General features: G+C 38.8%; 18 protein-coding genes and 1 pseudogene. 10 read left to right on the top strand and 9 right to left on the bottom strand.

Annotated elements, in window-relative coordinates:
- Positions 1–5 precede the first annotated feature (5 nt).
- Positions 6–4,397, top strand: coding sequence for a hypothetical protein (locus tag RB151_RS23740; protein WP_237071456.1), 4,392 nt, complete (start codon positions 6–8; stop codon positions 4,395–4,397).
- Positions 4,398–4,608: 211 nt separating this feature from the next.
- Here RB151_RS23740 and RB151_RS14845 read toward each other — a convergent pair whose 3' ends face one another.
- The 3 genes from RB151_RS14845 to RB151_RS14835 form a co-directional block, all read right to left on the bottom strand.
- Entirely contained in the window at positions 4,609–5,430 is an 822-nt protein-coding gene (locus tag RB151_RS14845; protein WP_048607902.1) for a helix-turn-helix transcriptional regulator, read from the bottom strand.
- A 905-nt stretch (positions 5,431–6,335) separates the two neighbouring features.
- On the bottom strand, positions 6,336–6,698 hold the full coding sequence (locus tag RB151_RS14840) for a nitrous oxide-stimulated promoter family protein (protein ID WP_042845026.1): 363 nt from the start codon (positions 6,696–6,698) through the stop codon (positions 6,336–6,338).
- Between the two features lie 296 nt (positions 6,699–6,994).
- A complete protein-coding gene (locus RB151_RS14835) occupies positions 6,995–7,207 on the bottom strand; it encodes a DUF465 domain-containing protein (protein ID WP_042845025.1) in 213 nt (70 codons plus the stop codon).
- Between the two features lie 265 nt (positions 7,208–7,472).
- Here RB151_RS14835 and eco point away from each other — a divergent pair, with 265 nt between their 5' ends.
- Positions 7,473–7,949 carry a serine protease inhibitor ecotin gene (gene eco, locus RB151_RS14830; RefSeq protein ID WP_042845024.1) on the top strand — a complete coding sequence of 159 codons (477 nt, stop codon included), beginning with the start codon at positions 7,473–7,475 and terminating at the stop codon, positions 7,947–7,949.
- Positions 7,950–7,993: 44 nt separating this feature from the next.
- Here eco and RB151_RS14825 read toward each other — a convergent pair whose 3' ends face one another.
- The gene (locus tag RB151_RS14825) at positions 7,994–8,431 is read right to left on the bottom strand and encodes a universal stress protein (RefSeq protein WP_042845023.1); all 438 of its coding nucleotides are present in this window, start codon (positions 8,429–8,431) and stop codon (positions 7,994–7,996) included.
- Positions 8,432–8,731: 300 nt separating this feature from the next.
- Here RB151_RS14825 and RB151_RS14820 point away from each other — a divergent pair, with 300 nt between their 5' ends.
- Both RB151_RS14820 and RB151_RS14815 read left to right on the top strand, forming a co-directional pair.
- Positions 8,732–9,661 carry a cation diffusion facilitator family transporter gene (locus tag RB151_RS14820; RefSeq protein WP_042845021.1) on the top strand — a complete coding sequence of 310 codons (930 nt, stop codon included), beginning with the start codon at positions 8,732–8,734 and terminating at the stop codon, positions 9,659–9,661.
- A 210-nt stretch (positions 9,662–9,871) separates the two neighbouring features.
- A complete protein-coding gene (locus tag RB151_RS14815; RefSeq protein ID WP_042845020.1) occupies positions 9,872–10,912 on the top strand; it encodes a galactose-1-epimerase in 1,041 nt (346 codons plus the stop codon).
- Between the two features lie 129 nt (positions 10,913–11,041).
- On the opposite strand, the gene RB151_RS14810 is transcribed toward RB151_RS14815, so the two are convergent.
- The 3 genes from RB151_RS14810 to prpB all read right to left on the bottom strand — a co-directional run bounded on the left by RB151_RS14810 (position 11,042) and on the right by prpB (position 14,623).
- On the bottom strand, positions 11,042–12,496 hold the full coding sequence (locus RB151_RS14810) for a bifunctional 2-methylcitrate dehydratase/aconitate hydratase (protein WP_071548271.1): 1,455 nt from the start codon (positions 12,494–12,496) through the stop codon (positions 11,042–11,044).
- A 13-nt stretch (positions 12,497–12,509) separates the two neighbouring features.
- Positions 12,510–13,673 carry a bifunctional 2-methylcitrate synthase/citrate synthase gene (gene prpC, locus RB151_RS14805; RefSeq protein WP_042845018.1) on the bottom strand — a complete coding sequence of 388 codons (1,164 nt, stop codon included), beginning with the start codon at positions 13,671–13,673 and terminating at the stop codon, positions 12,510–12,512.
- A 62-nt stretch (positions 13,674–13,735) separates the two neighbouring features.
- Positions 13,736–14,623, bottom strand: coding sequence for a methylisocitrate lyase (gene prpB / locus RB151_RS14800; RefSeq protein ID WP_042845017.1), 888 nt, complete (start codon positions 14,621–14,623; stop codon positions 13,736–13,738).
- 244 nt (positions 14,624–14,867) lie between these two features.
- On the opposite strand from prpB, the pseudogene prpR reads away from it, so the two are divergent.
- The 3 genes and pseudogenes from prpR to RB151_RS14785 all read left to right on the top strand — a co-directional run bounded on the left by prpR (position 14,868) and on the right by RB151_RS14785 (position 18,198).
- Positions 14,868–16,447, top strand: a pseudogene (gene prpR, locus RB151_RS14795) (propionate catabolism operon regulatory protein PrpR).
- A gap of 47 nt (positions 16,448–16,494) precedes the next feature.
- Entirely contained in the window at positions 16,495–16,695 is a 201-nt protein-coding gene (locus RB151_RS24385; RefSeq protein WP_071548270.1) for a hypothetical protein, read from the top strand.
- 360 nt (positions 16,696–17,055) lie between these two features.
- Positions 17,056–18,198, top strand: coding sequence for an MFS transporter (locus RB151_RS14785; RefSeq protein WP_042845016.1), 1,143 nt, complete (start codon positions 17,056–17,058; stop codon positions 18,196–18,198).
- A 68-nt stretch (positions 18,199–18,266) separates the two neighbouring features.
- On the opposite strand, the gene RB151_RS14780 is transcribed toward RB151_RS14785, so the two are convergent.
- Complete coding sequence (locus RB151_RS14780; protein WP_042845015.1) at positions 18,267–19,211, bottom strand: ATP-grasp fold amidoligase family protein; 945 nt, start codon at positions 19,209–19,211, stop codon at positions 18,267–18,269.
- Positions 19,212–19,593: 382 nt separating this feature from the next.
- Complete coding sequence (locus RB151_RS14775; protein WP_042845014.1) at positions 19,594–20,691, bottom strand: fatty acid desaturase family protein; 1,098 nt, start codon at positions 20,689–20,691, stop codon at positions 19,594–19,596.
- 576 nt (positions 20,692–21,267) lie between these two features.
- Between RB151_RS14775 and RB151_RS14770 the strand changes: the two genes are divergently transcribed.
- From RB151_RS14770 to RB151_RS14760, 3 genes are all read left to right on the top strand, one after another.
- The gene (locus RB151_RS14770; protein ID WP_042845013.1) at positions 21,268–21,594 is read left to right on the top strand and encodes a DUF1090 family protein; all 327 of its coding nucleotides are present in this window, start codon (positions 21,268–21,270) and stop codon (positions 21,592–21,594) included.
- Between the two features lie 302 nt (positions 21,595–21,896).
- On the top strand, positions 21,897–22,169 hold the full coding sequence (gene frmR, locus RB151_RS14765) for a formaldehyde-responsive transcriptional repressor FrmR (RefSeq protein WP_042845012.1): 273 nt from the start codon (positions 21,897–21,899) through the stop codon (positions 22,167–22,169).
- Positions 22,170–22,186: 17 nt separating this feature from the next.
- The gene (locus tag RB151_RS14760) at positions 22,187–23,299 is read left to right on the top strand and encodes an S-(hydroxymethyl)glutathione dehydrogenase/class III alcohol dehydrogenase (RefSeq protein WP_042845011.1); all 1,113 of its coding nucleotides are present in this window, start codon (positions 22,187–22,189) and stop codon (positions 23,297–23,299) included.
- Positions 23,300–23,306: the final 7 nt, after the last annotated feature.

Below are 23,306 nucleotides of genomic sequence, written 5' to 3'. Positions count from 1 at the left end.
TTTGTGTGTCGCTGGCACTTGTTACGACTTTTTTTAGTCATGCTCCAAAAGCAGAGCGCTTTAACAATGTTATTGATGATTTTGATACTTACCTTCAATTAGAAAAAGAAGGTAAGGTGCAAGAGCAAAAACAACAATTACCAGTTAATACACAAAACCAAGGTTATGATATCTTTTCTTCGCTATCTACGGTCCCTGCGCCAAATGAAAAACAAAAGTCTGCGGCAGCCAACAAAGGGACCAAAGGAAAGAACTCAGGGAAGAAAAAATCAGCTGCGGCATCAAACAAGAAAAATGATGTAGCGAAAACTGAGGCTGAAAATTCAGATACAACAACCTTTCCTGAAGTTTGTGCAGTGACAACCGAAAATGTGGTTGCACCTGTTTTATTGTCGTCCTATCCTTATTTTTTCCAAAGTAATCAATGGAATCAGGCCTATCTCGCGAAAGATTTTGCGAAATATCAACTTGTCCTCGATCCACTGGGTTTGTATTCATCTAAATATACGAAACCAACGGGTATTGATGCTTCAGCTTACCTTGAGCAATTAGCTAAACTTATTGAACGTCAGCAATTAACCAATTTATATAAATTTGGTATTGCGCAAGGGGTAGGGCAATTAATTGCGTATAACAACTTGTTGAACGATGATCAATTAGTCGCAGAACTTATTAATCATAATAAGAGTATTGCTCAGTTGACGCATACAATCACTGAGAAACAATTTGAGATTGATAAACTGAATGCTGAGGTGCTTAAAAATAAAGAGCAAATCGCACAATTACAGGCTGTATTAGATTCATCAGATGATCAATCGCTAATTGATACTTTGAATACTAAATTAGCTGAAGCGCAAAAAGCTATTGAGCAAAAACAAAATAGCCTTGAACAATTAAGCCAAGAAAACCAACAAACACAAGAAACCATTGCTCAACTTGAAAATCAACTGAATGATAGTATTACTGAGCAATCAAAACTTAAACAGCAATTGGCTGAGAAAGAACAATTATTTGTTGCAGCAAATCTGAAGATTGAACAACTTACAGCGGATATTGCTAAATTAGAGTTAGATGCGAAAAATCAATTACAGATGGCAGGTAATACTGATGAGCAAATAAAATCAGTCACTGCTGAACTGTTGCAGCAAAAAGAGTTGCTTAAGCAGAAAGAAAGTGAATTAGCAGCAGTACAGAGCCAAAAAGATGATGTTCAAGTGGCTTTGAAGGCGCAGCAAGATAGTGCGAAATTATTAGAACAACAAAACCAACAGTTGCAGTCGCAATTAGTTGAGAAAGAACAGTTAGCTGAGAAAATCCAGGCATCATTAACAGAAAAAACACTTCAAGCAGAACAAAAAGCCGCTTTAGAAGTTGCATTAAAAGAAGCTCAAGAACAGCTTAACAATCACCAGACCACACAAAACACACTCGCAAAACAATTAGTAGATAGCGAAAAACAACAAGCACGATTACAGGCTCAATTAAGCCAAAATGAGCAGAATTACTCAGTTGCACAGGCCCAGTTAAAACAAGCCAACGCAGAACTGCAAAAATTGCAAGCGAATGTGGAAAAACAAACCGCCATGATGAACCAAGCCAGCGATGCTCAAGTGAAAGCGCTGACGGCGGATTTGAATAAGCAAATTATTTTGCTCAAGCAACAAGAAGAAGGCTTAGAAAAATCACAAGCTGAAAACCAAGCCACGCGTGAAGCGTTAGCCAAACAACAAGCAGCAGCGAAAGCTTTAGAGCAGCAGAACCAGCAGTTGGCGAAGCAGTTACAAGACAAAGCGCAGCAAGCCGATAAAATCCAAGCGTCATTGGCGGAACAAACCGCGAAATTAGCCCAGAAAGCGGTGTTAGAAAGCGAATTGGCGGCAGCGAAGAAACAGCTGGCAGAGCACCAAGCGGCGCAAAATGCATTATCGAAACAGTTTACTGACAGCGAGAAGCAGCAACTTGCGCTGCAAGCGCGTTTGCAGAAAAATGAGCAGGATTACGCCACGGCACAGGCACAGTTAAAACAAGCCAATGCAGAGCTGCAAAAACTGCAAGCAAACATGGAAAAACAAACCGCCATGATGAGCCAAGCCAGCGATGAGCAAGTGAAAGCGCTGACGGCAGACTTGAATAAACAAATTGCGTTATTGAAACAAAAAGAAGCTGGGTTGGAGAAAGCGCAAGCTGAGAGCCAAACCACACGCGAAGCGTTAGCCAAGCAACAAGCAGCAGCGAAAGCTTTAGAGCAGCAGAACCAGCAGTTGGCGAAGCAGTTGCAAGACAAAGCGCAGCAAGCCGATACAATCCAAGCGTCATTGGCGGAACAAACCGCGAAATTAGCCCAGAAAGCGGCGTTAGAAAGCGAATTGGCGGCAGCGAAGAAACAGCTGGCAGAGCACCAAGCGGCGCAAAATGCATTATCGAAACAGTTTACTGACAGCGAGAAGCAGCAACTTGCGCTGCAAGCGCGTTTGCAGAAAAATGAACAGGATTACGCTACGGCACAGGCGCAGTTAAAACAAGCCAACGCAGAGCTGCAAAAACTGCAGGCGAACGTGGAAAAACAAACTGCCTTGATGAGCCAAGCCAGCGATGAGCAAGTGAAAGCGCTGACGGCGGATTTGAATAAACAAATTGCGTTATTGAAACAAAAAGAAGCTGGGTTGGAAAAAGCGCAAGCAGAAAGCCAAACCACGCGCGAAGCGTTAGCCAAGCAACAAGCAGCAGCGAAAGCTTTAGAGCAGCAGAACCAGCAGTTGGCGAAGCAGTTGCAAGACAAAGCGCAGCAAGCGGATAAAATCCAAGCGTCATTGGCGGATCAAACCGCGAAATTAGCCCAGAAAGCGGCGTTAGAAAGCGAATTGGCGGCAGCGAAGAAACAGCTGGCAGAGCACCAAGCGGCGCAAAATGCATTATCGAAACAGTTTACTGACAGCGAGAAGCAGCAACTTGCGCTGCAAGCGCGTTTGCAGAAAAATGAACAAGATTACGCTACGGCACAGGCGCAGTTAAAACAAGCCAACGCAGAGCTGCAAAAACTGCAGGCGAACGTGGAAAAACAAACTGCCTTGATGAGCCAAGCCAGCGATGAGCAAGTGAAAGCGCTGACGGCGGATTTGAATAAACAAATTACGTTATTGAAACAAAAAGAAGCTGGGTTGGAAAAAGCGCAAGCAGAAAGCCAAACCACGCGCGAAGCGTTAGCCAAGCAACAAGCAGCAGCGAAAGCTTTAGAGCAGCAGAACCAGCAGTTGGCGAAGCAGTTACAAGACAAAGCGCAGCAAGCCGATAAAATCCAAGCGTCATTGGCGGAACAAACCGCGAAATTAGCCCAGAAAGCGGCGTTAGAAAGCGAATTGACGGCAGCGAAGAAACAGCTGGCAGAGCACCAAGCGGCGCAAAATGCATTATCGAAACAGTTTACTGACAGCGAGAAGCAGCAACTTGCGCTGCAAGCGCGTTTGCAGAAAAATGAGCAGGATTACGCCACGGCACAGGCGCAGTTAAAACAAGCCAATGCAGAGCTGCAAAAACTGCAAGCGAACGTGGAAAAACAAACCGCTTTGATCGGTCAAGCAAATGATAAACAGATTAAAGAGTTAACTGCTGATCTAAATAAACAAATTACCTTGTTGAAACAAAAGGAAGTTGCTTTAACGAAGTTAGATGCAGAGAAAAAATCAATTCAGGGAGAATTGGCGACTCAACAAAATGAAAGTAAAAAGCTTGAGCAGCAACTCACTGATGCAAATAAGCTTATCAGTACTTTGAAAGTGGATTCACAAAAAGAGTTGGCTGCAGCCCAAACAAAATTGAAAAAACTGCAAAGAGAATTAGATTCGCTCAATTCTGTAACCGGTGATAATGCATTAAAATCACAAATAATGGATTTAAATCGTCGCATTACTCAGTTACAAGTTGAAAACGATGCGTTAAAAGCGAAGGGAAGAACAAGTTCAACAGCAGGTTTAGCTGGAAGAGTCCTTCCTAGTAAAGATTTAAAAGTAATAGCTGCAGAAAACGCGAAGAAAAACCAGAAAATAATTGAGCAAATTACCGCTCAAAAATACAGTAAACTTGATAGTAATACCTATTATAAAATTATTCAGGCCGGCTCACCGATAAAAAATGTTAAGAGTAAAGATGTTACTTTTATTATGAGGGAGCAACTAACGGATGGTAAGGTTACTGTAATGTATACTGAGCAAAACCCAGTCACATTACCTTATGACCAGTTACCGACACCGTTGAACTCATTTGTTGAACGGGCTGGAGAAGGCGGAATGGTTAAAGTGTACATCAAACCAGAAGGCGGTTATGGCGTTGAAGGGATACCGGGCGAAGTGCCACCTAATTCAATGTCTATTATTGATTTGAAAATTATTAAAGCTAAATAATTTAGCGGCTACCTAAGATTATCTTGAGAAGTAGTTTGTCATTAAAAGGCAGGCTACTTTTTTTATGGTATCAGTAATCTAGGGGGGAATTTAGTCAGTGGATGTTAATTAGAAAGGGGGACGACGGAGGGTGCCTTTCTGCCAGTTTATAGTTAAAGCTGAAATTTCTATAACTGACAGGGCATGTGTCTATGCGCGATATGCTGCGATATTAAGCCGCTATTCTTGATCTGCTAGGCGTATATCCAAACCGCTTGCGATAAGTTTGTGTAAAGTAGGATTGACTAGAAAAGCCAGCTTCCATTGACACTTCCACAATACTCATTGCAGTGTTAACTAATAATTGGTGTGCATACATAATTCGTTTTTCGCTGATCCATGAGCGTGGTGATGTAGCATATACAGTATGAAATAATTCTTTAAAGGTCGTTAACCCCATACCAAACGTTCGTGCAAACTCGCTTAATTTCCATTCTTTAAGGTAATTGGCTTCCATAAATAATTGCAAGCGTTCCGCTTGTCGGCTACTGAGTTGCCTAAAATTAGATAATAATAAAGCGCCTTGCTCACTGTAGCTTAATAATAAGAGTAATTCACTTACACGAAGGGAAACAATTACTTCAGGATATTCATGATCGATAAATGAGTTCAGGCTATTTTTAATATCATCAATTAATGAATATGAGGTAAATTTAATGATGTCACTTGAGAATGTCTCATTTCGCTCTATTTCGCTTAATTGAGAGCCATGTGTTGCAATAAAATCACGTAAAAACTTATCATCTAAAGCTATCCAAAGTAATTGGCAATCTACTGAAGGATCAGTCATTTGCAAGGAATATGAACCTTGCTTATGATATAAGATATCCCCTTCGTTTAAGGTTTGTAAGTTAGCTGGAGTTTCTAATAATAGTGAACCTTTCTCTACAATAAAAATACCTTTTGTCGCAAAATCCATAATATTATGAGACATACTACTATTTACACTTATTCGTTTGATAACCTGTTGGTTTAAGTTACTTTCAATTTGCATAATTGACACCTTATTAATCTCATTTAAATATTCCAAATGTAATTAGCGAAATTAAACATCACGCTATTTCTTCTATTGATATCTAAAGTCGCTACTACTAGTAAGGCTGAAATTATATTTATCGATTGTTTTTATGTCACACTGTAAATTTAAATATTAAAAAATGTTTCAAAACATGGTTTTTTCGAGCTTTTCCTTTTATTTGAGAGGTATTTCCGTTGTTTCGTGGGAGGGGGTTTTATAATATTCTATATTTTTGTTATTTATCTGAAATATTATTCTAATTTATTAAAGTCATCTGGATGTTAATATTTTGTTGTTTTGTTACGCGTAACGTGAGTTTTTTTCAATTTAATGCTTGTTTGTCATTTTATAGGAATTAGTGTTAATTATAGGTATGTTAATAATGACTATAAAACTCGTTAAAAGTAGTATTGATAAGTTTATTTTATTAATACTAATGTTATTACATTGAGTTATTAAAAACATTAATCACTATGATTGATTTTTTTTATTAAAAGTGGGGTAAAAGGGATGAAATTGAGACATTAATCTTGTTTTTTAATCAATAGGCAAAACTGATAGGTTTGATAGGTTATATAAATATAGATTTTAATAAATAGTTTTTAAGGGTTACTATTTTTTAGATATCCATCATTACTGAAAAAAAATACATTTTATAAATTTTTGCATAGGGCATGGCCTATTAAGGAGATTTTTAGCAACAAATAGCCCACTGAAGAAATTTCAAAAATTACAGTAGGATATTGCTAAAGGGGGGATTATAGATACAAACTGATAATGGTAAGGCTCTTTAATCATTATAAGAAGATTAGTGATAATCTGCCGATGGGGGTTATATTGCTTTTTTAATGCAATGAAGTGGAATCTACTGTATTCGCTTATTATGAACTTTCTTTAGAGTTTGCTCTCTTATTAACCTTAGGTGGCAAATCAGGGACGGGTTTACGGTCATCGAGAAGGTGGCGTATCGCGAGTATTGGGTGATGAATAAGCATTTTTGGGCCAGCCCAACGCATGATTAGCTTCATTTGTTCACGCATTTTTGGTTGGTAACAATGGATAGGGCATTGTTTACAGGCGGGCTTTATTTCACCATAACGGCATTTCTCTAGTCGATTTACGGCATAAAAATAGAGTTTTTGATAATAATCGGGGGCATCATTGGTTGCTGGGTGTGCTTTTTCATAGATTTTTATCATCTTTTCAATTGTTTTAATTTCCCGATTAATACGTTTGCCAGCCATAACAAGTCCTCTATTACAGTAAACATACATTTAATATACAACTTTATTGGTGTAATGAATAGTTAACGATAAATTATTGAGTAATTTATTGATGGTGTTCAAGAAAGCGGTGGATTTTACTGAGGGCTGAAAAAGAGGGTAATAAGCTACCCTCTTAAATAAGAAAGTATTAATAACTTAATGGCGGCTTAAAATATCAGCCAAATAAAGTCATATTAACTGCTTAGCTAAAGTCCCACTTTTTTATAAAAGCGGCAGAGAAAGCTGAGCTAGTATCGTTGTGGTGAGGTGGCTGATCACCTATTCGACAACATTATTTTTTGCATTTCATCTTTAAGATGTAATTTTTCTTTTTTCAGTTTGGCTACGTGTTCATTATAACCTGCGCCTGAAGGGCCCTCGAGCTTACTGATTTCTTTGTCGAGTTGATGATGCTTTTCATAAAGAGTTTGAAAACGGGGATGTGTAGATACTAATTTTGAAACTAAATCTTGATCTGCTGATAACATACTACCTCCTCAGAATGTATTAAGCCTCAAGTTCAGTATAATCAGTGCCTAGCTGTTGTGCATTAAAATAGGGGGTAATTTACATAATTTTTATCATTTTTATGATCACTCTACTAAAATTAAGTATGATTACGTTAATACTGGGGGTGATTTATTTTTTTGTAATTAAGAATCATCCATAGTGATAATTATGGTGTAAATAACTTAACATATAGCCAAGTATGGTTTTTTTAATTGGTTTTATCTTCTGAAATAGGAATAAATAATGAAGAAAGCGATTTTATCTGTAATGGCAGCGGCACTGATTTCATCTTGTGCAGTAGCAACGGAAGAGTTGGAAAAGATCGCGCCATATCCAAAAGCAGAATCAGGTATGACACGTCATGTCATTCAACTTGCCAATCAACAAAATGAAAATGACTTTATGGTTGAATTAGTCATTGGGAAAACCATCAAAGCTGATTGTAACCGCCAATGGTTTATGGGAGATCTGGATAAAAAAACATTGGAAGGCTGGGGATATGATTACTATAAACTAGATGAAGTCAAAGGCCCTGCCTCTACTATGATGGGCTGCCCTGAACCTGCGAAAGACCGTTTTGTTTCCACACAATTAGGCGATGACGCTTTTATGCGTTATAACAGTAAGCTGCCAATCGTGGTTTATACGCCATCAGATATGCAAGTTAAATACCGAGTTTGGTCAACCGATGGTAAGCTAATGGATTCCATCAAAAAATAATTAAAAGAATGCCGCATATTGCGGCATTTTTTATCAGAAAATATTTAACGAATAACAAATACCGAAGTTTTAGCATGGCGCACAATAGCGGATGCAGTAGAGCCCAATAGATAGGTTGAAGTGCTTGGGCGATGTGAACCGACCACAATTAAATCTGCGTTAATTTCTTGCGCATAATCTAATATTTCATCTTTAGCTGAGCCGATACTGACTTTACAGTTAATTTGCTTATCGGAAACTTTGATGTCTTTTATGACTTCTTCAAGTGCGCGCATCGCCAGAATTGAACGTTCAGCGGAATCTTTATGGCTTTCAGGTAGTGCTGCGATTTCAATACCAAAAAACAACTCGACACTAGGGATTACAGACAGAAAGTGAATTTCAGGTGAGCCTAGCTGCGCTAACGCTTCTACGTGTTTGAGGATCTCTTGATTCAATTCATCTTCTAACAAATCAATAGGAACTAGGATTTTTTGATACATAGCTACCTCATTTAGTGTCATTTAAAATTAATTATAGTGGCTTACCTACAATATACTATAAGTTAAATAGAAAGTAACAAATGCTATTAAATGCGCATTTATCGTGTTTTTGCAAGTTTAATATTATTAACTTAATAAAAAGAAAGGGTAATTATTATTAGTTAAAAGCTTTATTTACAATTAATAATGGGACTTTAAACGAAGAATGTGAGAATATACAGAGAAATCATTTTTAACTTATTGATTTAAAAGCTTTATCTGAATGATAATTATTTTGTTTTTCATTAAAGAATATATTTTATGAATATAAAAAATACTTCATCTAATAAAATGAGTGAGTTTGAAACGCAACAAGCAAAATTCAAAGCGGCAAAGAAAAGCACACTAATCAGTGTGGTGGTGAATACGCTGTTGTCGATTTGGCAGATAATCATTGGTATTTTTTCACACTCTTCGGGGTTAATTGCTGATGGTATTCATACATTATCTGACTTGGTTGCAGATTTTGTTGTACTTATTGCGAATAAAAAAAGCCACAAAAAGCCGGATGAAGACCACCCTTATGGCCATTTTCGTTATGAAAATGGAGCTTCATTAATTTTAGGGATTATTTTGTTAGTGGTCGGTGTGGGAATGGTGTGGTCAGCGATTGGAAAGATGTTGAACCCAGCACTGATCCCTGAAGTTCATACGATTGCATTAGTTGCAGCTTTAGTGGCTTTAGTCGCGAAAGAGGGCTTATTTCGTTATATGTTGTATGTGGCGAAAAAAGTGAATTCTAATATGTTAGTTGCCAATGCATGGCATGCGCGTTCTGACGCTGCCTCTTCATTAGTTGTTGCAGTTGGTATTGTTGGTAGCTTATGTGGGTTGCGGATCCTTGACCCAATAGCCGCTTTGATTGTTGGGACATTCGTTTTTCGTATGGGGTTTAAATTCACCAATCAATCGATGCAAGACCTAATGGATAAAGGCGCTGATGAAGAAACATTACAAGAAATTCGCACTGTTTTAGAGGGTATTAATGAGTTATCTGGATATCATGATTTAAAAACCCGTAAATCAGGTGATTTTTTATTAGTGGATGTTCACCTAGAACTTGATGGCAATATGAGTATTACCGCAGGCCATGATATTGCCGTGAATGTGCGGAAAAAATTGATGGAAAACCCGCAAATATTAGATGTTATGACCCATCTTGACCCATATGATAAAAACCATAAGCACTAAACCACCATGAATTAATCTATTTTTATATAAGGCCGAGCTTTTAATAGCTCGGCTTTTTTGTTGCTAATATGAATTAGAAACTTAACAATAAGTTATTGCACTTTATGAGTTACAAATGGAAAATCAGCAGGTTGTTTCCAAACAATATGCATTAATGATGACACCCGCCTAGCGAACTATACGGGTTAATACTGAATAATTGAGGGAAAAATGCAGTTTACTCAAGAACAATGTCAGATGCTCCGAACGCCAAAAGTTATCGCTCTAACCAATAAAAATGGGATGAAAATTATCTTAACGAGCCTCGGTGCCAGTTGGGTTAGCTGTATAGTGCCTTTAGCGACAGGGAAAAGGGATGTCATCTTGGGAGCCCCCAATATGGCAAAGCATATGGAGCAAGGTGTATACCTCGGTGCCACAGTTGGGCGAGTCGCTAACCGGATTTGTGCATCACAGTTCACTATTAATGGGCAACATTATCGAGTATCGAATAATCAAGGTAATCACTGCTTGCATGGTGGAAAAGATAATTTTAGTTATCGTATATGGGGAATTCTTCAACCTAGTCCACAGAAAGCGGTTTTTGTGTTGACCTCTCCTGAGGGAGATCAAGGCTTTCCTGGTCGTCTCTATATTGAAGTGAGTTATGAATTAACCGAAACAAATCAAGTCATTATCGACTATAAATATCAATCAACAGATTATGGCCCTGTTAACCTCACTAACCATGCTTATTTTAACTTAGCAGGGGAAGACTCGCTAAGAACAGCACTCGAACATGATTTACAAGTGCATGCCGATGCCTATTTGCCAATCACTCATGATGGTATCCCTACGGGGGAGTGGCGTGATGTAACAGAAACCAGCTTTGACTTTCGTCAGGGTAAGCGTATTGGGTTTCATTTTTTACAAGATGAAGAACAACAGCACGTCGGAGGGTATGACCACGCATTAGTGTTAAATAAAACCCTTACGGATGGAGTGCAAACTGTCGCAACACTTGGGTCACCTAATGGGGATGTGAAATTAAATATTGCGACCACTATGCCAGCACTTCAGCTTTATAGTGGCAATCATTTAGTTGCAGTATCAGGAAAAAGCCAGACCTATACAACCTATTCAGGTGTGGTACTTGCTACACAGTTTCCTCCAGATGCGGTAAATCATCCAGAATGGGGGGAGCAATATGATTCACTTGTTCAACCTAACAAAATTTATACCAGCCAAACCTGTTACCAATTTTTATTTTGATACTTATACGTAATAGCCTAATTTTACGGTATTTAATAGATTAAAAAACACCCCAAAAGTCAGACTAATGGCGTCCAACTTTTGAGGTGCTGTTCACATTAGAGGACGGAAACAGTTACAAAAACAATATTAAATAACAAATAAATCCATATATTCATTCACCGGCATTTTTTCCAATAGTGGTTTATCAAGGGATGCTTTAAGAATACGTAGTTGCTGGGCTTCAGGGAATTGTCTTGCCAAGTTTATTCTAAATTTCTGTAATAATAATGGCATTCCCTCTTTACGACGACGTTTGTGGCCGACAGGGTATTCGATTACGACCTCTTCTAGCACTTGGCCATCTTTTAAGGTGATGGTTACCCCATTACTGATCGAACGTTTTTCTGGGTCGTGATAATCCTGCGTGAAATTAGGGTCCTCATAACAGTGCATTTTTGCCCGTAGTTCATCAATACGACTATCATTTGCAATATTGTCTTCGTAGTCAGCAGCGGTGAGGCGACCAAAAATTAATGGGACTGCCACCATATATTGAATACAATGATCGCGATCAGCAGGGTTATGCAATGGGCCTTTTTTATCGATAATACGGATGCATGCTTCATGTGTACGGATAGCGATAGACTCAATGTCTTGCGCCGTTTTGCCTAATTTCAATAGCGTTTGGTAGAGCTGTAAAGCCGCTTCAACTGCTGTTTGTGAGTGAAATTCTGCTGGGAAGGAAATTTTAAATAAAACATTTTCCATAACATATGAACCATAAGGACGTTGAAAAGTCAGTGGTTTCCCATCAAACAAAACATCATAGAAGCCCCATGTTTTAGCAGTCAAAGCGGTTGGGTAGCCCATTTCACCTTTTTGAGCCATTAACGCAAGCCTAACTGCTCGTGATGTGGCATCACCGGCTGCCCATGACTTACGCGAGCCCGTATTGGGCGCATGTCGATAAGTCCGTAAGCTATGACCATCAATCCACGCTTGAGAAACTGCATTTAGGATCTGTTCTCTTTCTAACCCTAACATGTGAGCAACAACGGCGGTTGATGCTACTTTAACTAAAATAACATGATCGAGACCCACTTTGTTAAAGGCGTTTTCTAGCGCAATACAACCTTGAATTTCATGGGCTTTAATCATTGCGGTTAAAACATCTCTAATCACTAATGGCGGTTTTCCTTTGCTGATGTTCTCTCTCGATAACCAATCTGCTGTTGCTAAAATCCCCCCTAGGTTATCAGAAGGGTGCCCCCATTCAGCGGCAAGCCAAGTATCGTTAAAATCTAACCAGCGACACATTGTACCGAGATTAAATGCGCCTTGAACAGGATCTAATTGAAACTGTGTACCAGGAATTTTTGTGCCATTAGGTACGATTGTTCCGGGGACGATAGGGCCCAGCAATTTTTTGCAAGCGGGGTATTCGAGCGACTCCATGCCACAACCTAATGTATCTAACAGGCAATGATAGGCCGTATCGTAAGCTAAATCAGAGACAATGGGGTAATTCACTACATAATCAACAATGTCGCTGATCACTTTATCAAATTCAATTTTCTGCGAATTAACGGTTTGAGTTGTCATTATTTTACCTTTATTAGCGCTGTTCTATCGGAGTAAATAGTTGATTTTCAGGGCCAATGTAGTTGGCTGAAGGGCGAATAATTTTATTGTCTTGTCGTTGTTCAAGAATATGAGCAGACCAGCCCGCAGTACGTGCCATGACAAACAATGGGGTAAACATGGCGGTTGGGATGCCCATCAAGTGATACACCACTGCGGAAAACCAATCTAAATTAGGAAACATATTTTTTTCGCGTTTCATCACGGATTCAATGCGGTCAGCAACCGTGTATAAATGACGATTTAAGTTTTGTTCAGATAACTGTAAAGCCACCGATTTAATAATGGGATGGCGTGGGTCGGCGAGGGTATAAACGGGATGACCGAAACCAATAATCACCTCGTTATTTTTTACACGAGACATAATGTCTTGTTCAGCTTCATCCATCGATGCATAACGTTGCTGAATTTCTAATGAAACTTCATTTGCTCCACCGTGTTTAGGACCTCGAAGTGCAGCAATAGCACCGGTCATTGCGGAATAAAAGTCTGTCCCTGTACCTGCAATAACTCTGGCTGCAAAAGTGGATGCATTAAATTCATGCTCTGCGTATAAAATAGAGGCAATATGCATGTATTTTTCCCACTGTGCAGGGGGCTTTTTACCGTGTAATAAATGTAAAAAATGTGCGCCAATAGAGTCATCATCGGTTTGGGTCTCTATGCGGCGTCCATGATGACTAAAATGATACCAATACAGTAACATTGAGCCTAACGACGCCAGTAAGCGGTCAGCGATATCTCTAGCAGCAGAAAAGGAATGGGATTCTTTTTCTGGAAGGACACAGCCCATCATTGAAACCCCTGTACGCATGACATCCATTGGGTGTGCATTAGCTGGAATGGACTCTAGCGTTTTTTTTACATCGGCAGGTAACCCACGAAAAGATTTTAGTTTTTCTTTATAAGCGACTAGTTCGGTTGCGGTAGGAAGCCTATCGTGGATCAGCAAATAAGCGACCTCTTCAAATTCACACTGAGTTGCTAAGTCATGAATATCAAATCCACGGTAATGTAGGTCATTGCCATTACGGCCTACAGTACAAAGAGCGGTATTTCCAGCCGCGATACCGGAAAGCGCAACAGATTTTTTAGGTTTAAATTGAGATGCTTCAGGGCGATTAAGTTGTTCATTCATCATTTATTCCTTGTAGGGGATAGAGGAGGTGCAACTTGTGTTAAATATGATGGCCTAACGAATTAAGGTTTTTTCTGAGCAAACAAAGCATCAAGTTTTTGTTCATAATCGTAGTAATGAATGCTTTGATAAAGTTCTTCCCGTGTTTGCATAAGAGGAATAACACTTTTTTGGGTGCCTTCTTTACGTAGTGTGGAATAAACCTGTTCTGCTGCTTTATTCATCGCGCGAAATGCAGAAAGCGGGTAAAGCGCAATTGCGATGCCGACACTGCGCAGCTCATCAAGGGTAAACAGCGGGGTTTGGCCAAATTCAGTTAAATTAGCCAACACTGGGGCGGATGTATTACTCGTAAAGCGCTGGTACATGGATAGTTCAGTAATGGCTTCTGGAAATAGCATATCAGCACCGGCTTCTATATAGGCGTGTGCTCGCTCAAGCGCGGCATCTATTCCTTCAACAGCTAAGGCGTCTGTTCGTGCCATAATCACAAAGCTATCATCTGTACGTGCATCAACTGCCGCTTTAATACGGTCAACCATTTCTTGTGTCGAGACAATTTCTTTATTAGGGCGATGACCACAGCGCTTTGCACCAACTTGATCTTCAATGTGCAAGCCAGCGGCTCCTGCTTTACAGAACGATTTTACTGTACGAGCCACATTAAAAGCGGAAGGGCCAAAGCCAATATCTGCATCAACCAGTAGCGGTAAATCACACACATCTGTGATGCGACGAATATCAATCAGTACATCATCTAATGTTGAAATACCTAAATCAGGCATGCCTAATGACCCAGCAGCGACCCCTCCACCAGATAAATAGATAGCTTTATAACCTGCTTGTTTAGCGAGTAAGGCGTGGTTGGCATTAATTGTTCCCACTAATTGCAATGGAGATTCTTGCGTGACTGCATCACGAAATTTTTGTCCAGCAGAAATCGATGACATAGTAGCCTCATTAATTGTTAATGATATGTAATAAATTTATTGTAGTGGTAGTCATATAGCAATTGGTATGCCAGTTTGAAAAATAAAAAATATTTTTTATAAAATTATTAGAAATCAATTGATTAAGAATTTATTTAAATTGTGACATTAAGAGCAGATTTTAAATAATAGGCTATTTTGTTTCATTGAAACATTATATTGTTAAATGAAACATAAAATGAAACATGAGAAAGGTATCGTTTTTATGGATAAACCGATTATTTGGACCGTCTCAGTATCAAGATTATTCACGCTTTTTCGGGATATTAGCCCTGAGTTTAGCGAACAAGCTGACATTACCCCATTAAACCTTGGCTTTGAGCAGGCGGCAGAAGCCGTACGTGAGCGTTTAAAAGAAGGGCATTGTGATGCCATTATTAGCGCAGGTTCGAATGGGGCTTATTTGAAAAGTCATGTTTCAGTTCCGGTTATTATTGTCAAAATCAGCGGCTTTGATGTGATGCAATCATTAGCAAAGGCCAGAGAAATAAGCGATAAAGTAGGAATTATCAATTATAAAAATATCATTCCTTCATTGGATGAGTTTCAATCCCGCTTCGGTTTGCATATTGAGCAACGAAGTTATGTGACAGCGGAAGATGCGAGATCGCAGCTTAAAGCTCTAAAAGCGATGGGAATATCAGTCGTGGTTGGTGCGGGTTTGATTATGGACCTTGCCGATGAAATGGGCATGACAGGGATTTTTGTTTACTCGACGCAAACGATACGACAAGCATTTTCTGATGCGATTGAACTGAGCAGATTATCACAGCAAAATAGTCGTTCCCAAGATAAGTATTTGCCCGTTAACCCTACAAAAGTTCGCTATACTATCAATGACTTGATTGGCTCTTCATCCCCCATGGAACATGTGCGGCAAACGATTATGCTGTATGCCCGTTCAGATGCGACTGTACTTATTCAAGGGGACAGTGGAACAGGGAAGGAAATGGTTGCACAAGCAATCCATCATGAGTTTACCTTATTTAATCAACATAAGCGCAGTAAAAAACATATGCCATTTGTGGCTGTAAACTGTGGCGCAATTCCGGAAACATTGCTAGAGGCTGAACTCTTCGGTTATGAAGAAGGGGCATTTACAGGGTCTCGACGCGGTGGTCGTGCTGGGTTATTTGAGATCGCGAATGGTGGAACGCTGTTTTTAGATGAAATAGGTGAGATGCCAATTGCATTACAAACTCGGTTACTTAGGGTTCTGGAAGAGCGTTCTGTGGTACGGGTGGGGGGTATAAACCTCTACAGGTGGATGTGAGAGTTATTTGTGCGACACATTGTGATTTAGATAGCTGGGTAAAAGAAGGGCGTTTTCGAGCTGATCTTTTTTACCGACTTGGGGTGCTAAGAATGCGAGTGCCTGCTCTCAATGAGCGCGGAGACGATATTTTGGTGCTAGCTGAAAGGTTATTAAAGCTAGCATTTGCAGGTTTGATGCTGCCATTACCTTCATTTCGGGTCCAGCAATTGTTGGATAGCCGTGATTTTTTTGTCAATTATGCGTGGCCTGGTAACGTACGTGAATTGAGAAATTTAATGGAGCGTGTGGCATTGTATTGCAGCGCTTATCCAGAAAAAGCAATTACAAAAACGATGTTAATGAGTTTGTCACCAGAAAGGCATATCGATGACGGCACTGAAATAGTAACGGAAAATAAACTTGATGAGTCATTAGAGCAAGTGATGGCTCGGTTTAATGGGGACCGCAAAGCCGTAGCTCAGTATTTAGGGATTAGTAGAACAACACTTTGGCGTCGTCTTTCAACTTAAGTCGGTCAGTTATCATTGGCATTGATTAAACACTCCGTAATTATTTTATGAGCTATAAGTTAAGTGTTGGCTATTTTGGAAACGAATCATCTAATGCCTACGCTTATATAAAAAGAAAAAGTGATGGGGTTATTGAATATAAAATAGTTGGGGGTGATTGGTTTTATATAGTCAATATTGTAATGAATAAATTAATAAATGAATTATTTTGTGGGATAGCACTTTTCGCTACTTGGAATATTACTTAAGTTGTATCAAAAAGTAACAGAAACTATTTAAGCTTAGTTTTGTTTAACTTATTGTTTTTAATGTGATAATTTATTTTTTGTACCCGTGTTTTATCTAAGTTATCCCTCGTAAAAAACGTGATTTTTCTCACATAAATTATTTTGCTAGTCACCATTAGATTTTCTCATTTTAACTTAGCGATTGAACGATCTATATTGCGCTCAAATTAGTCTTACCTTTGTTATTTTACTACTGCACTAATCGCCGAATTGTGTTCCTTTTTTAAGAACACAACGTTGTCGTATTCTACGATGTAGTTGCAGCGCATATTATTTACTTTGTTAGTTGGAGAGTGGGGCGTGAATCAGTCCACTACTATCATGCGCAAACGCGACAATGCATTCGTTCCTGTTGCAGGGTTAACGATTTTTGCTATTGCATCGGGTTATTTAATGAGCTTAATTCCTCTGTCGATGGGGAGTTTTGGCATTGACACACAATATGCCGGGTGGTTAGCCAGCGCTTATTATATTGGCTTATTAATTGGTTCAATGCTGATTGAACCTGTTATTGCAAAAATAGGCCATCGCTTAGCATTTATTGGTTTTCTGTTAATGTTAGCGGCAACGGTGATTGTACTACCTTGGGTTCCTACCATTGAAGCTTGGCTGCCGAACCGCTTAATCGCAGGGGTTGCTGTCGCCGGTATTTTTGTCGTTGTTGAATCTTGGTTATTGATTGGTGATAACCCTAAAGAACGAGCAAAACGCCTAAGTTTTTATATGACTTCATTATATGGCGGGACAACACTCGGTCAATTGGCGATTGGCGTTATTGGTACGCATGGTGCATACCCTTTTATGGTGGTTTTAGGGTTATTATTATTAGCTGTTATGCCGCCATTATTTGTGCGTGGAGGCCAGCCTGAAAGTGGCTCACACCAAAAATTATCATTAAAGAAAATATCTCGTTTAAGTAAACCCGCAATTATTGGTTGCATGGTTTCGGGTATGACGATGGGCACTATCTATGGGTTAATGCCACTATCATTGAAAAAAGATCAATTTACCACTGACCAAGTGGGTGTTTTGATGGCTTCAATTATTTTAGGTGGGATGTTAATTCAGCCAGTCGTCAGCAAGTTATCTGTTATGATGAGTAAAACATTATTATTGGCGATGGTTTCTTTGTTAGGTGTTTTCGCGATGGGGGTGATTTATATCTCTAGCGATTATTTAGTCATGATTGTGGCTCTAGCATTATTAGGGATGTCAACATTTGCGCTATATCCTGTTGCAATTACCTTAGCTTGTGACAACCTTGATTCGTCCTATATTGTTGCAGCAACTCAGGTTATGCTATTTAGTTATAGTATTGGCTCAGCAATGGGGCCGATAGCAGCTGGGACTTTTTTAAACCAGCAGAATGGGCTAGTGGATTTCTTCTTCCTTGTATTGTTGGTAACGGCAATTTATATGTTAATTGCTAGCTTACGCCGTAAAGCGAGTGTTTTGGCGAATTAAATTTACTCAGTTTGCCAACAACAAAAAGGCTCTGTTACTTAGTACAGAGCCTTTTGTTTTATTTAGTATTATTTTTTCTTGTTAGCGGCAGGGGTGGCGAGTTTAGCCCCTACAGGAACATCATTTTTTGCTGGTGTGATCCGCTGCTCCCACAATTCCCCCAGTTTAAAGTCCCATGAAAGAGGCGATATTTCTGTTCTGCCTGCATTTGGTGCAAAGGTCAACTCACTAAAATAAAGTGTATTTTCATCTGACATTAAAAAGTCGGCTCGACAGTAGTCAAAAGGAGTGACCAGGATTTCGGCTAGACGTAACATTTCTTTAAACAATGGTGGTTCAGGAACAGGGTCCAACATATTCGGGTAGCCAAAGGTAACGGGCTGCAACTGCCAATTAACATCATAGATGTTAATAAATTCATTACCAAGCTCATCAGTATAATCAATTTCAGCATAAACAGGTTTACCAGAGAAACAGTGAACACGGCATGTTTCAGGCACGAGTTTTTTGTTTTTATTGGCAAATAAATCAATATATTCCTCGCAGATAATGCGTGCTGGAATATTTTTATAATGACGTTCACGAGTAATGTAATAAAGGTTTTTGGTTAAATGAAATGCCAATTTATCCTTTGCTTTAGGCCAATTAAATTCCGCTTTATTATTACATATAACGCTACTGCCGCTATCATGACTACATTTTAAAACAAAACGTTCCGGTAGGTCATCAATAATGATTTCATTGGCATTTTTATAGGTCGCTAAAATAGGGACTAAATATTCATTACCTATTGTACGGGAAACATAATCACGTACGGCTAGTTTATTTGCAAACTGAGTGTAAAGTGGGTTTTTGTCACGTAGCATCCTAAAATTCACCTTCTCATTAAAGCTTTTCGGGGCTTTAAAATCAGGACGATAATTAAGATTTTTAGTGAATTTATTAGCCAGATACGTTTTATCACTGACAACAAATGTGCGTAATTGTTTTATAAAATACTCTGCTTTTTTCATGCGAGTTTTAACCATTCTAAAATTGTAGTGTGTAGTTTTAAATATAATTTTTCTTCGATTATATTTTTTATAACTTAAATAAATCATCAATAAACGTAATGTCCGACTTAATAATTTCTTAATAAATTAATGCTAAATAAATGATAAATAAAAGGTGTTGGTTGTAATGAAGGATAATGGGTTGCTTATTTTTATATCAATAATTAAATCAATTGTTTTAATTGATTGTTATTAACAATGTTTTTTTAGTAATAAAATAGCAAAAGTCTAACGTGTTACTCTTAAGTAATTATTTTAATGGTGACATATCCTAAATTAATTTATTTAGGATATGCCTGGCATTGCGAAAGTAAGGGGGAATAAGACAACATTGTTTAGGGAATTATGATAAGGGAGGCTCCCCCATTTGTCGTAAGAAACGTAACTGCGCAGCAACAAGCTGTTTGTAATTAATGCAACGATACGGCATGTTATGTTGTTGTGCGAGCGTTGCCAAAATCTTGGCGAGAGCAGGGTAATGACGGTGGTGCCAATTAGGGAAAAGGTGGTGAGTGAGGTGGTAATTTAACCCACCGGTTAAGCGCCACAAATAATGAGGTGAAGGGACCCAATCACAAGCCGTCACAAAATTATGATGGTACCAACCATGTTTTATTTGTTTGTCATCAGGAGCGGTAAAAAATTGTGCTTCTGCCCAATGAGTACCGAGGAGCAAGTAAATGACAAAAATAGAGGCGACCATTTGGCTTAATAAATAAGTAATAAATATTGTGGTATAACTGATCCCATGGCTATGAGCAAAGAATAACGGCAACCCTATCATTAAGATTAAATGGCCTAATTTGCTAGCAAGAAAGAGGCTCCATCCTAACTTACCCTCTAAAACTTTTTGAGTTTTTAAGCGTGTTTTCCCAGTTCTATCTGACCAATCAAATACTAATGCAATCCATGTCAATGAGAGTGAGGCAACAAAAGGCCAATAAATATGTTGATATTTCATAAAGGGACGCCATTTCTGGAATGGCGTTTGGCGAAAAACCCCATTTTCTTCAGTATCTAGATCATAGTGTTCAATATTGGCGTAATGATGGTGATAATGAACGTGCCGTGTACGCCAAAATTCAGGCTCTAGCCCTAGAGGTAAGGTTACGAAGCGCCCAAATACACGATTTTTCCAGCGTGTTTTAAACAGGGTATTGTGGCAAGCGTCATGTTGGCCTATTACATTTAATAACATAATAAGTAGAACGAATATAAAGTAAGCGGATACGTAAACCAAAGTGGACGAGGTAAACAGTGTTGGCAGGTAACTCAATAGAGCAATAGCAAACAAGGTCACTATAGCTATTAGGTCAACTTTCCCTGCATACACATGATCTTGTTTTGCGTGCAGGTACGCTTGGCTCGCCTGTTTTAATGCGTTATGAAAACGTTGCTCGTCAGCATTTGCAAATATTAATTCGAATTCAGAAGGGTGCATTACTACTCTCTGTGGGGGTAATTTTCTTTAGAATCTATACTATAGCGTTACTCCGTAAATAGCCGCAAAATAAAAATGAAAAGCAGTGATGGTTTCGACCTATTCTTAATCAAGAAAAAGTATTCGTTATATCCTGTTTTTTATTAAATTCGCTGGCTATTAGCCAATAGTGCTTAATTGATGAGAAGTTTAAGAAGCCAGTTTAATCAGGGCAGGAAACGACTATATAACGATAATAGTTGAATTAAACTAATCGATTTGATTGGGTGGATAATGCTTAACCAGAGAAAATTGATAAGGTTAAGGAACAAATTTTTAGCTACATCCTTGTAGAATAGTCCGTTGAACATAAAGTAACAAAGAAAAGTATGTCTGTCTGTAATAAAGCATCAGAAAGAATGTTTTTAGCTTCATTCAGTATTTATGATAAATAATCTTTATCATCATTATGGTGTTTTAGTATTTTGTTTGTAATATTATACTGAATTAAGTTAAATTAGGAGTTTGCCTATATTTAATAATGTACAAAAATGATTATATTTTAGCGATTAAAATTTTTGTATGTAGGAGTCTTGAATGAAAAAAGTATTGTTAATATTTTTATCAATATTATTTATCCCATTATCTTCTTCGGCAGGATATAAATACTATGGTTGTGAAAATAAAATTTACCAATTAGAAAAGCAATTAAAATATGCCAAAATGCATGGGAATAGAAATAGAGTTGCTGGGTTAGAACGTGCGATTACTAAGGTACAAAATAATTGTTATGACCATTATTCGGGTGCGACAGGCCCTACGAGGTTGAATAATCAGTATCACTTTGATGATACTGAGAAATTAGAGCGAGAAATAGATATTCTTCGCGAAGAAATTAACCGATTAAAAGCCTTGAACAACTAATCTAAATAGCGGTTATTAATTTGCAAAGTAGATAACCCATCTTTGGAATATTTACTTTGCATTTTTTTATCGAAAATTTTTTACGCCTAAGTGGGCGAGGAAAATTACTTTTCAGCCCTGTATTTAACCCTTTTATACCTTTCTTTCTCTGCATATAAGTTAATTATAAACTATAAACCAAATAGATAACTTATTTTCTTCCTAAGGGAAATTTTGAGTTTTTATTTTAACAAATAGATAAGCCCTGTACAGATAATCTCTTAGATACTATACTCCCCCTATGTATAATGAAGGGCTTGAATATGCCACATTCACCAAAAGAAAAAAAAGCGGTACTGACGAGAGTCAGGAAAATAAAGGGGCAGTTATTAGCTCTAGAGTCGGCTTTGGAAAATGAAGCTGAATGCGCCGCGATTTTACAGCAAATAGCGGCAATTCGCGGTGCAGTTAATGGTTTGATGGCTGGGGTATTAGAAAGTCACTTACGCGAAGGGCTTCAAGAGTCAGCAACAACACAATTGCAAAAAGATTCAGTGGATGATGCTATTTCATTGATTCGAACATACTTGCGATAAATAAATAAGGAATAATGATGAAATCACGTGCAGCCGTCGCATTTGGTCCAGGCGAACCACTGAAAATTGTAGAGATTGATGTAATGCCTCCTCAAGCTGGGGAAGTGTTAATTAAGATTAGCCACACGGGTGTTTGTCATACGGATGCTTTCACCTTGTCAGGCGATGACCCAGAAGGGCTTTTCCCCGTTGTCTTAGGGCATGAAGGTGCTGGGGTTGTTGTGGAAGTTGGTGAAGGGGTAACAAGTGTTGAGGTAGGTGACCATGTTATTCCTCTTTATACTGCGGAGTGTGGGAAGTGTGTTTTCTGTGAATCAGGTAAAACCAATTTGTGTGTGTCTGTACGGGCAACACAAGGTAAAGGCGTAATGCCTGACGGTACAACGCGTTTTTCCTATAACGGGCAACCTATTTACCATTATATGGGGTGCTCAACCTTCAGTGAATATACTGTGGTTGCAGAAGTCTCTTTAGCGAAAATTAATCCGCAAGCCAATCATGAAGAGGTTTGCTTACTAGGTTGCGGTGTAACAACTGGTATTGGCGCAGTTCACAATACGGCGAAAGTACAAGAAGGTGATTCTGTTGCTGTATTTGGTCTAGGTGGTATTGGCCTTGCTGTCATTCAAGGGGCAAGACAAGCAAAAGCTGGGCGCATTATTGCGATTGATACTAACCCCGCAAAATTTGAATTAGCACGTCAGTTTGGTGCAACGGAATGTTTAAACCCTAAAGATTATGATAAACCCATCCAGCAGGTATTAATTGAAATGACGGAGTGGGGGGTTGACCATACTTTTGAATGTATCGGTAATGTCAATGTGATGCGAGCAGCATTGGAAAGTGCCCACCGTGGTTGGGGGCAATCAATTATTATTGGTGTTGCTGGTGCAGGGCAGGAAATATCGACTCGCCCATTCCAATTGGTTACAGGTCGTTCATGGCGAGGCACTGCATTTGGTGGTGTGAAAGGGCGTAGTCAACTACCAAAAATGGTTGAAGATGCAATGAAAGGGGATATCGAACTCGCGCCGTTTGTGACACATACCTTACCATTAGATAGCATTAATGAAGCATTTGATTTAATGCATGAAGGTAAATCAATTCGTACAGTTATTCACTACGACTAAGGGAGGG

Origin of the sequence: Providencia rettgeri (assembly GCF_001874625.1) — a bacterium.
Lineage (GTDB): Bacteria > Pseudomonadota > Gammaproteobacteria > Enterobacterales > Enterobacteriaceae > Providencia > Providencia huashanensis.
The sequence above is the reverse complement of the archived record's forward strand: the minus strand, read 5'-3'. Positions and strand labels throughout refer to the sequence as shown.

What these genes read in the sequence shown, in the direction of transcription:
- RB151_RS14775 (WP_042845014.1), bottom strand. Translation starts at nt 20,691, where the DNA reads ATGCACCCTTCTGAATTCGAATTAATATTTGCAAATGCTGACGAGCAA.
- RB151_RS14835 (WP_042845025.1), bottom strand. Translation starts at nt 7,207, where the DNA reads ATGTTATCAGCAGATCAAGATTTAGTTTCAAAATTAGTATCTACACAT.
- RB151_RS14760 (WP_042845011.1), top strand. Translation starts at nt 22,187, where the DNA reads ATGAAATCACGTGCAGCCGTCGCATTTGGTCCAGGCGAACCACTGAAA.
- RB151_RS14810 (WP_071548271.1), bottom strand. Translation starts at nt 12,496, where the DNA reads ATGACAACTCAAACCGTTAATTCGCAGAAAATTGAATTTGATAAAGTG.
- frmR (WP_042845012.1), top strand. Translation starts at nt 21,897, where the DNA reads ATGCCACATTCACCAAAAGAAAAAAAAGCGGTACTGACGAGAGTCAGG.
- RB151_RS14770 (WP_042845013.1), top strand. Translation starts at nt 21,268, where the DNA reads ATGAAAAAAGTATTGTTAATATTTTTATCAATATTATTTATCCCATTA.
- RB151_RS14840 (WP_042845026.1), bottom strand. Translation starts at nt 6,698, where the DNA reads ATGGCTGGCAAACGTATTAATCGGGAAATTAAAACAATTGAAAAGATG.
- prpB (WP_042845017.1), bottom strand. Translation starts at nt 14,623, where the DNA reads ATGTCATCGATTTCTGCTGGACAAAAATTTCGTGATGCAGTCACGCAA.
- RB151_RS14815 (WP_042845020.1), top strand. Translation starts at nt 9,872, where the DNA reads ATGCAGTTTACTCAAGAACAATGTCAGATGCTCCGAACGCCAAAAGTT.
- RB151_RS14820 (WP_042845021.1), top strand. Translation starts at nt 8,732, where the DNA reads ATGAATATAAAAAATACTTCATCTAATAAAATGAGTGAGTTTGAAACG.
- RB151_RS14825 (WP_042845023.1), bottom strand. Translation starts at nt 8,431, where the DNA reads ATGTATCAAAAAATCCTAGTTCCTATTGATTTGTTAGAAGATGAATTG.
- RB151_RS14845 (WP_048607902.1), bottom strand. Translation starts at nt 5,430, where the DNA reads ATGCAAATTGAAAGTAACTTAAACCAACAGGTTATCAAACGAATAAGT.
- RB151_RS24385 (WP_071548270.1), top strand. Translation starts at nt 16,495, where the DNA reads ATGAGCTATAAGTTAAGTGTTGGCTATTTTGGAAACGAATCATCTAAT.
- eco (WP_042845024.1), top strand. Translation starts at nt 7,473, where the DNA reads ATGAAGAAAGCGATTTTATCTGTAATGGCAGCGGCACTGATTTCATCT.
- RB151_RS14785 (WP_042845016.1), top strand. Translation starts at nt 17,056, where the DNA reads ATGCGCAAACGCGACAATGCATTCGTTCCTGTTGCAGGGTTAACGATT.
- RB151_RS14780 (WP_042845015.1), bottom strand. Translation starts at nt 19,211, where the DNA reads ATGAAAAAAGCAGAGTATTTTATAAAACAATTACGCACATTTGTTGTC.
- prpC (WP_042845018.1), bottom strand. Translation starts at nt 13,673, where the DNA reads ATGAATGAACAACTTAATCGCCCTGAAGCATCTCAATTTAAACCTAAA.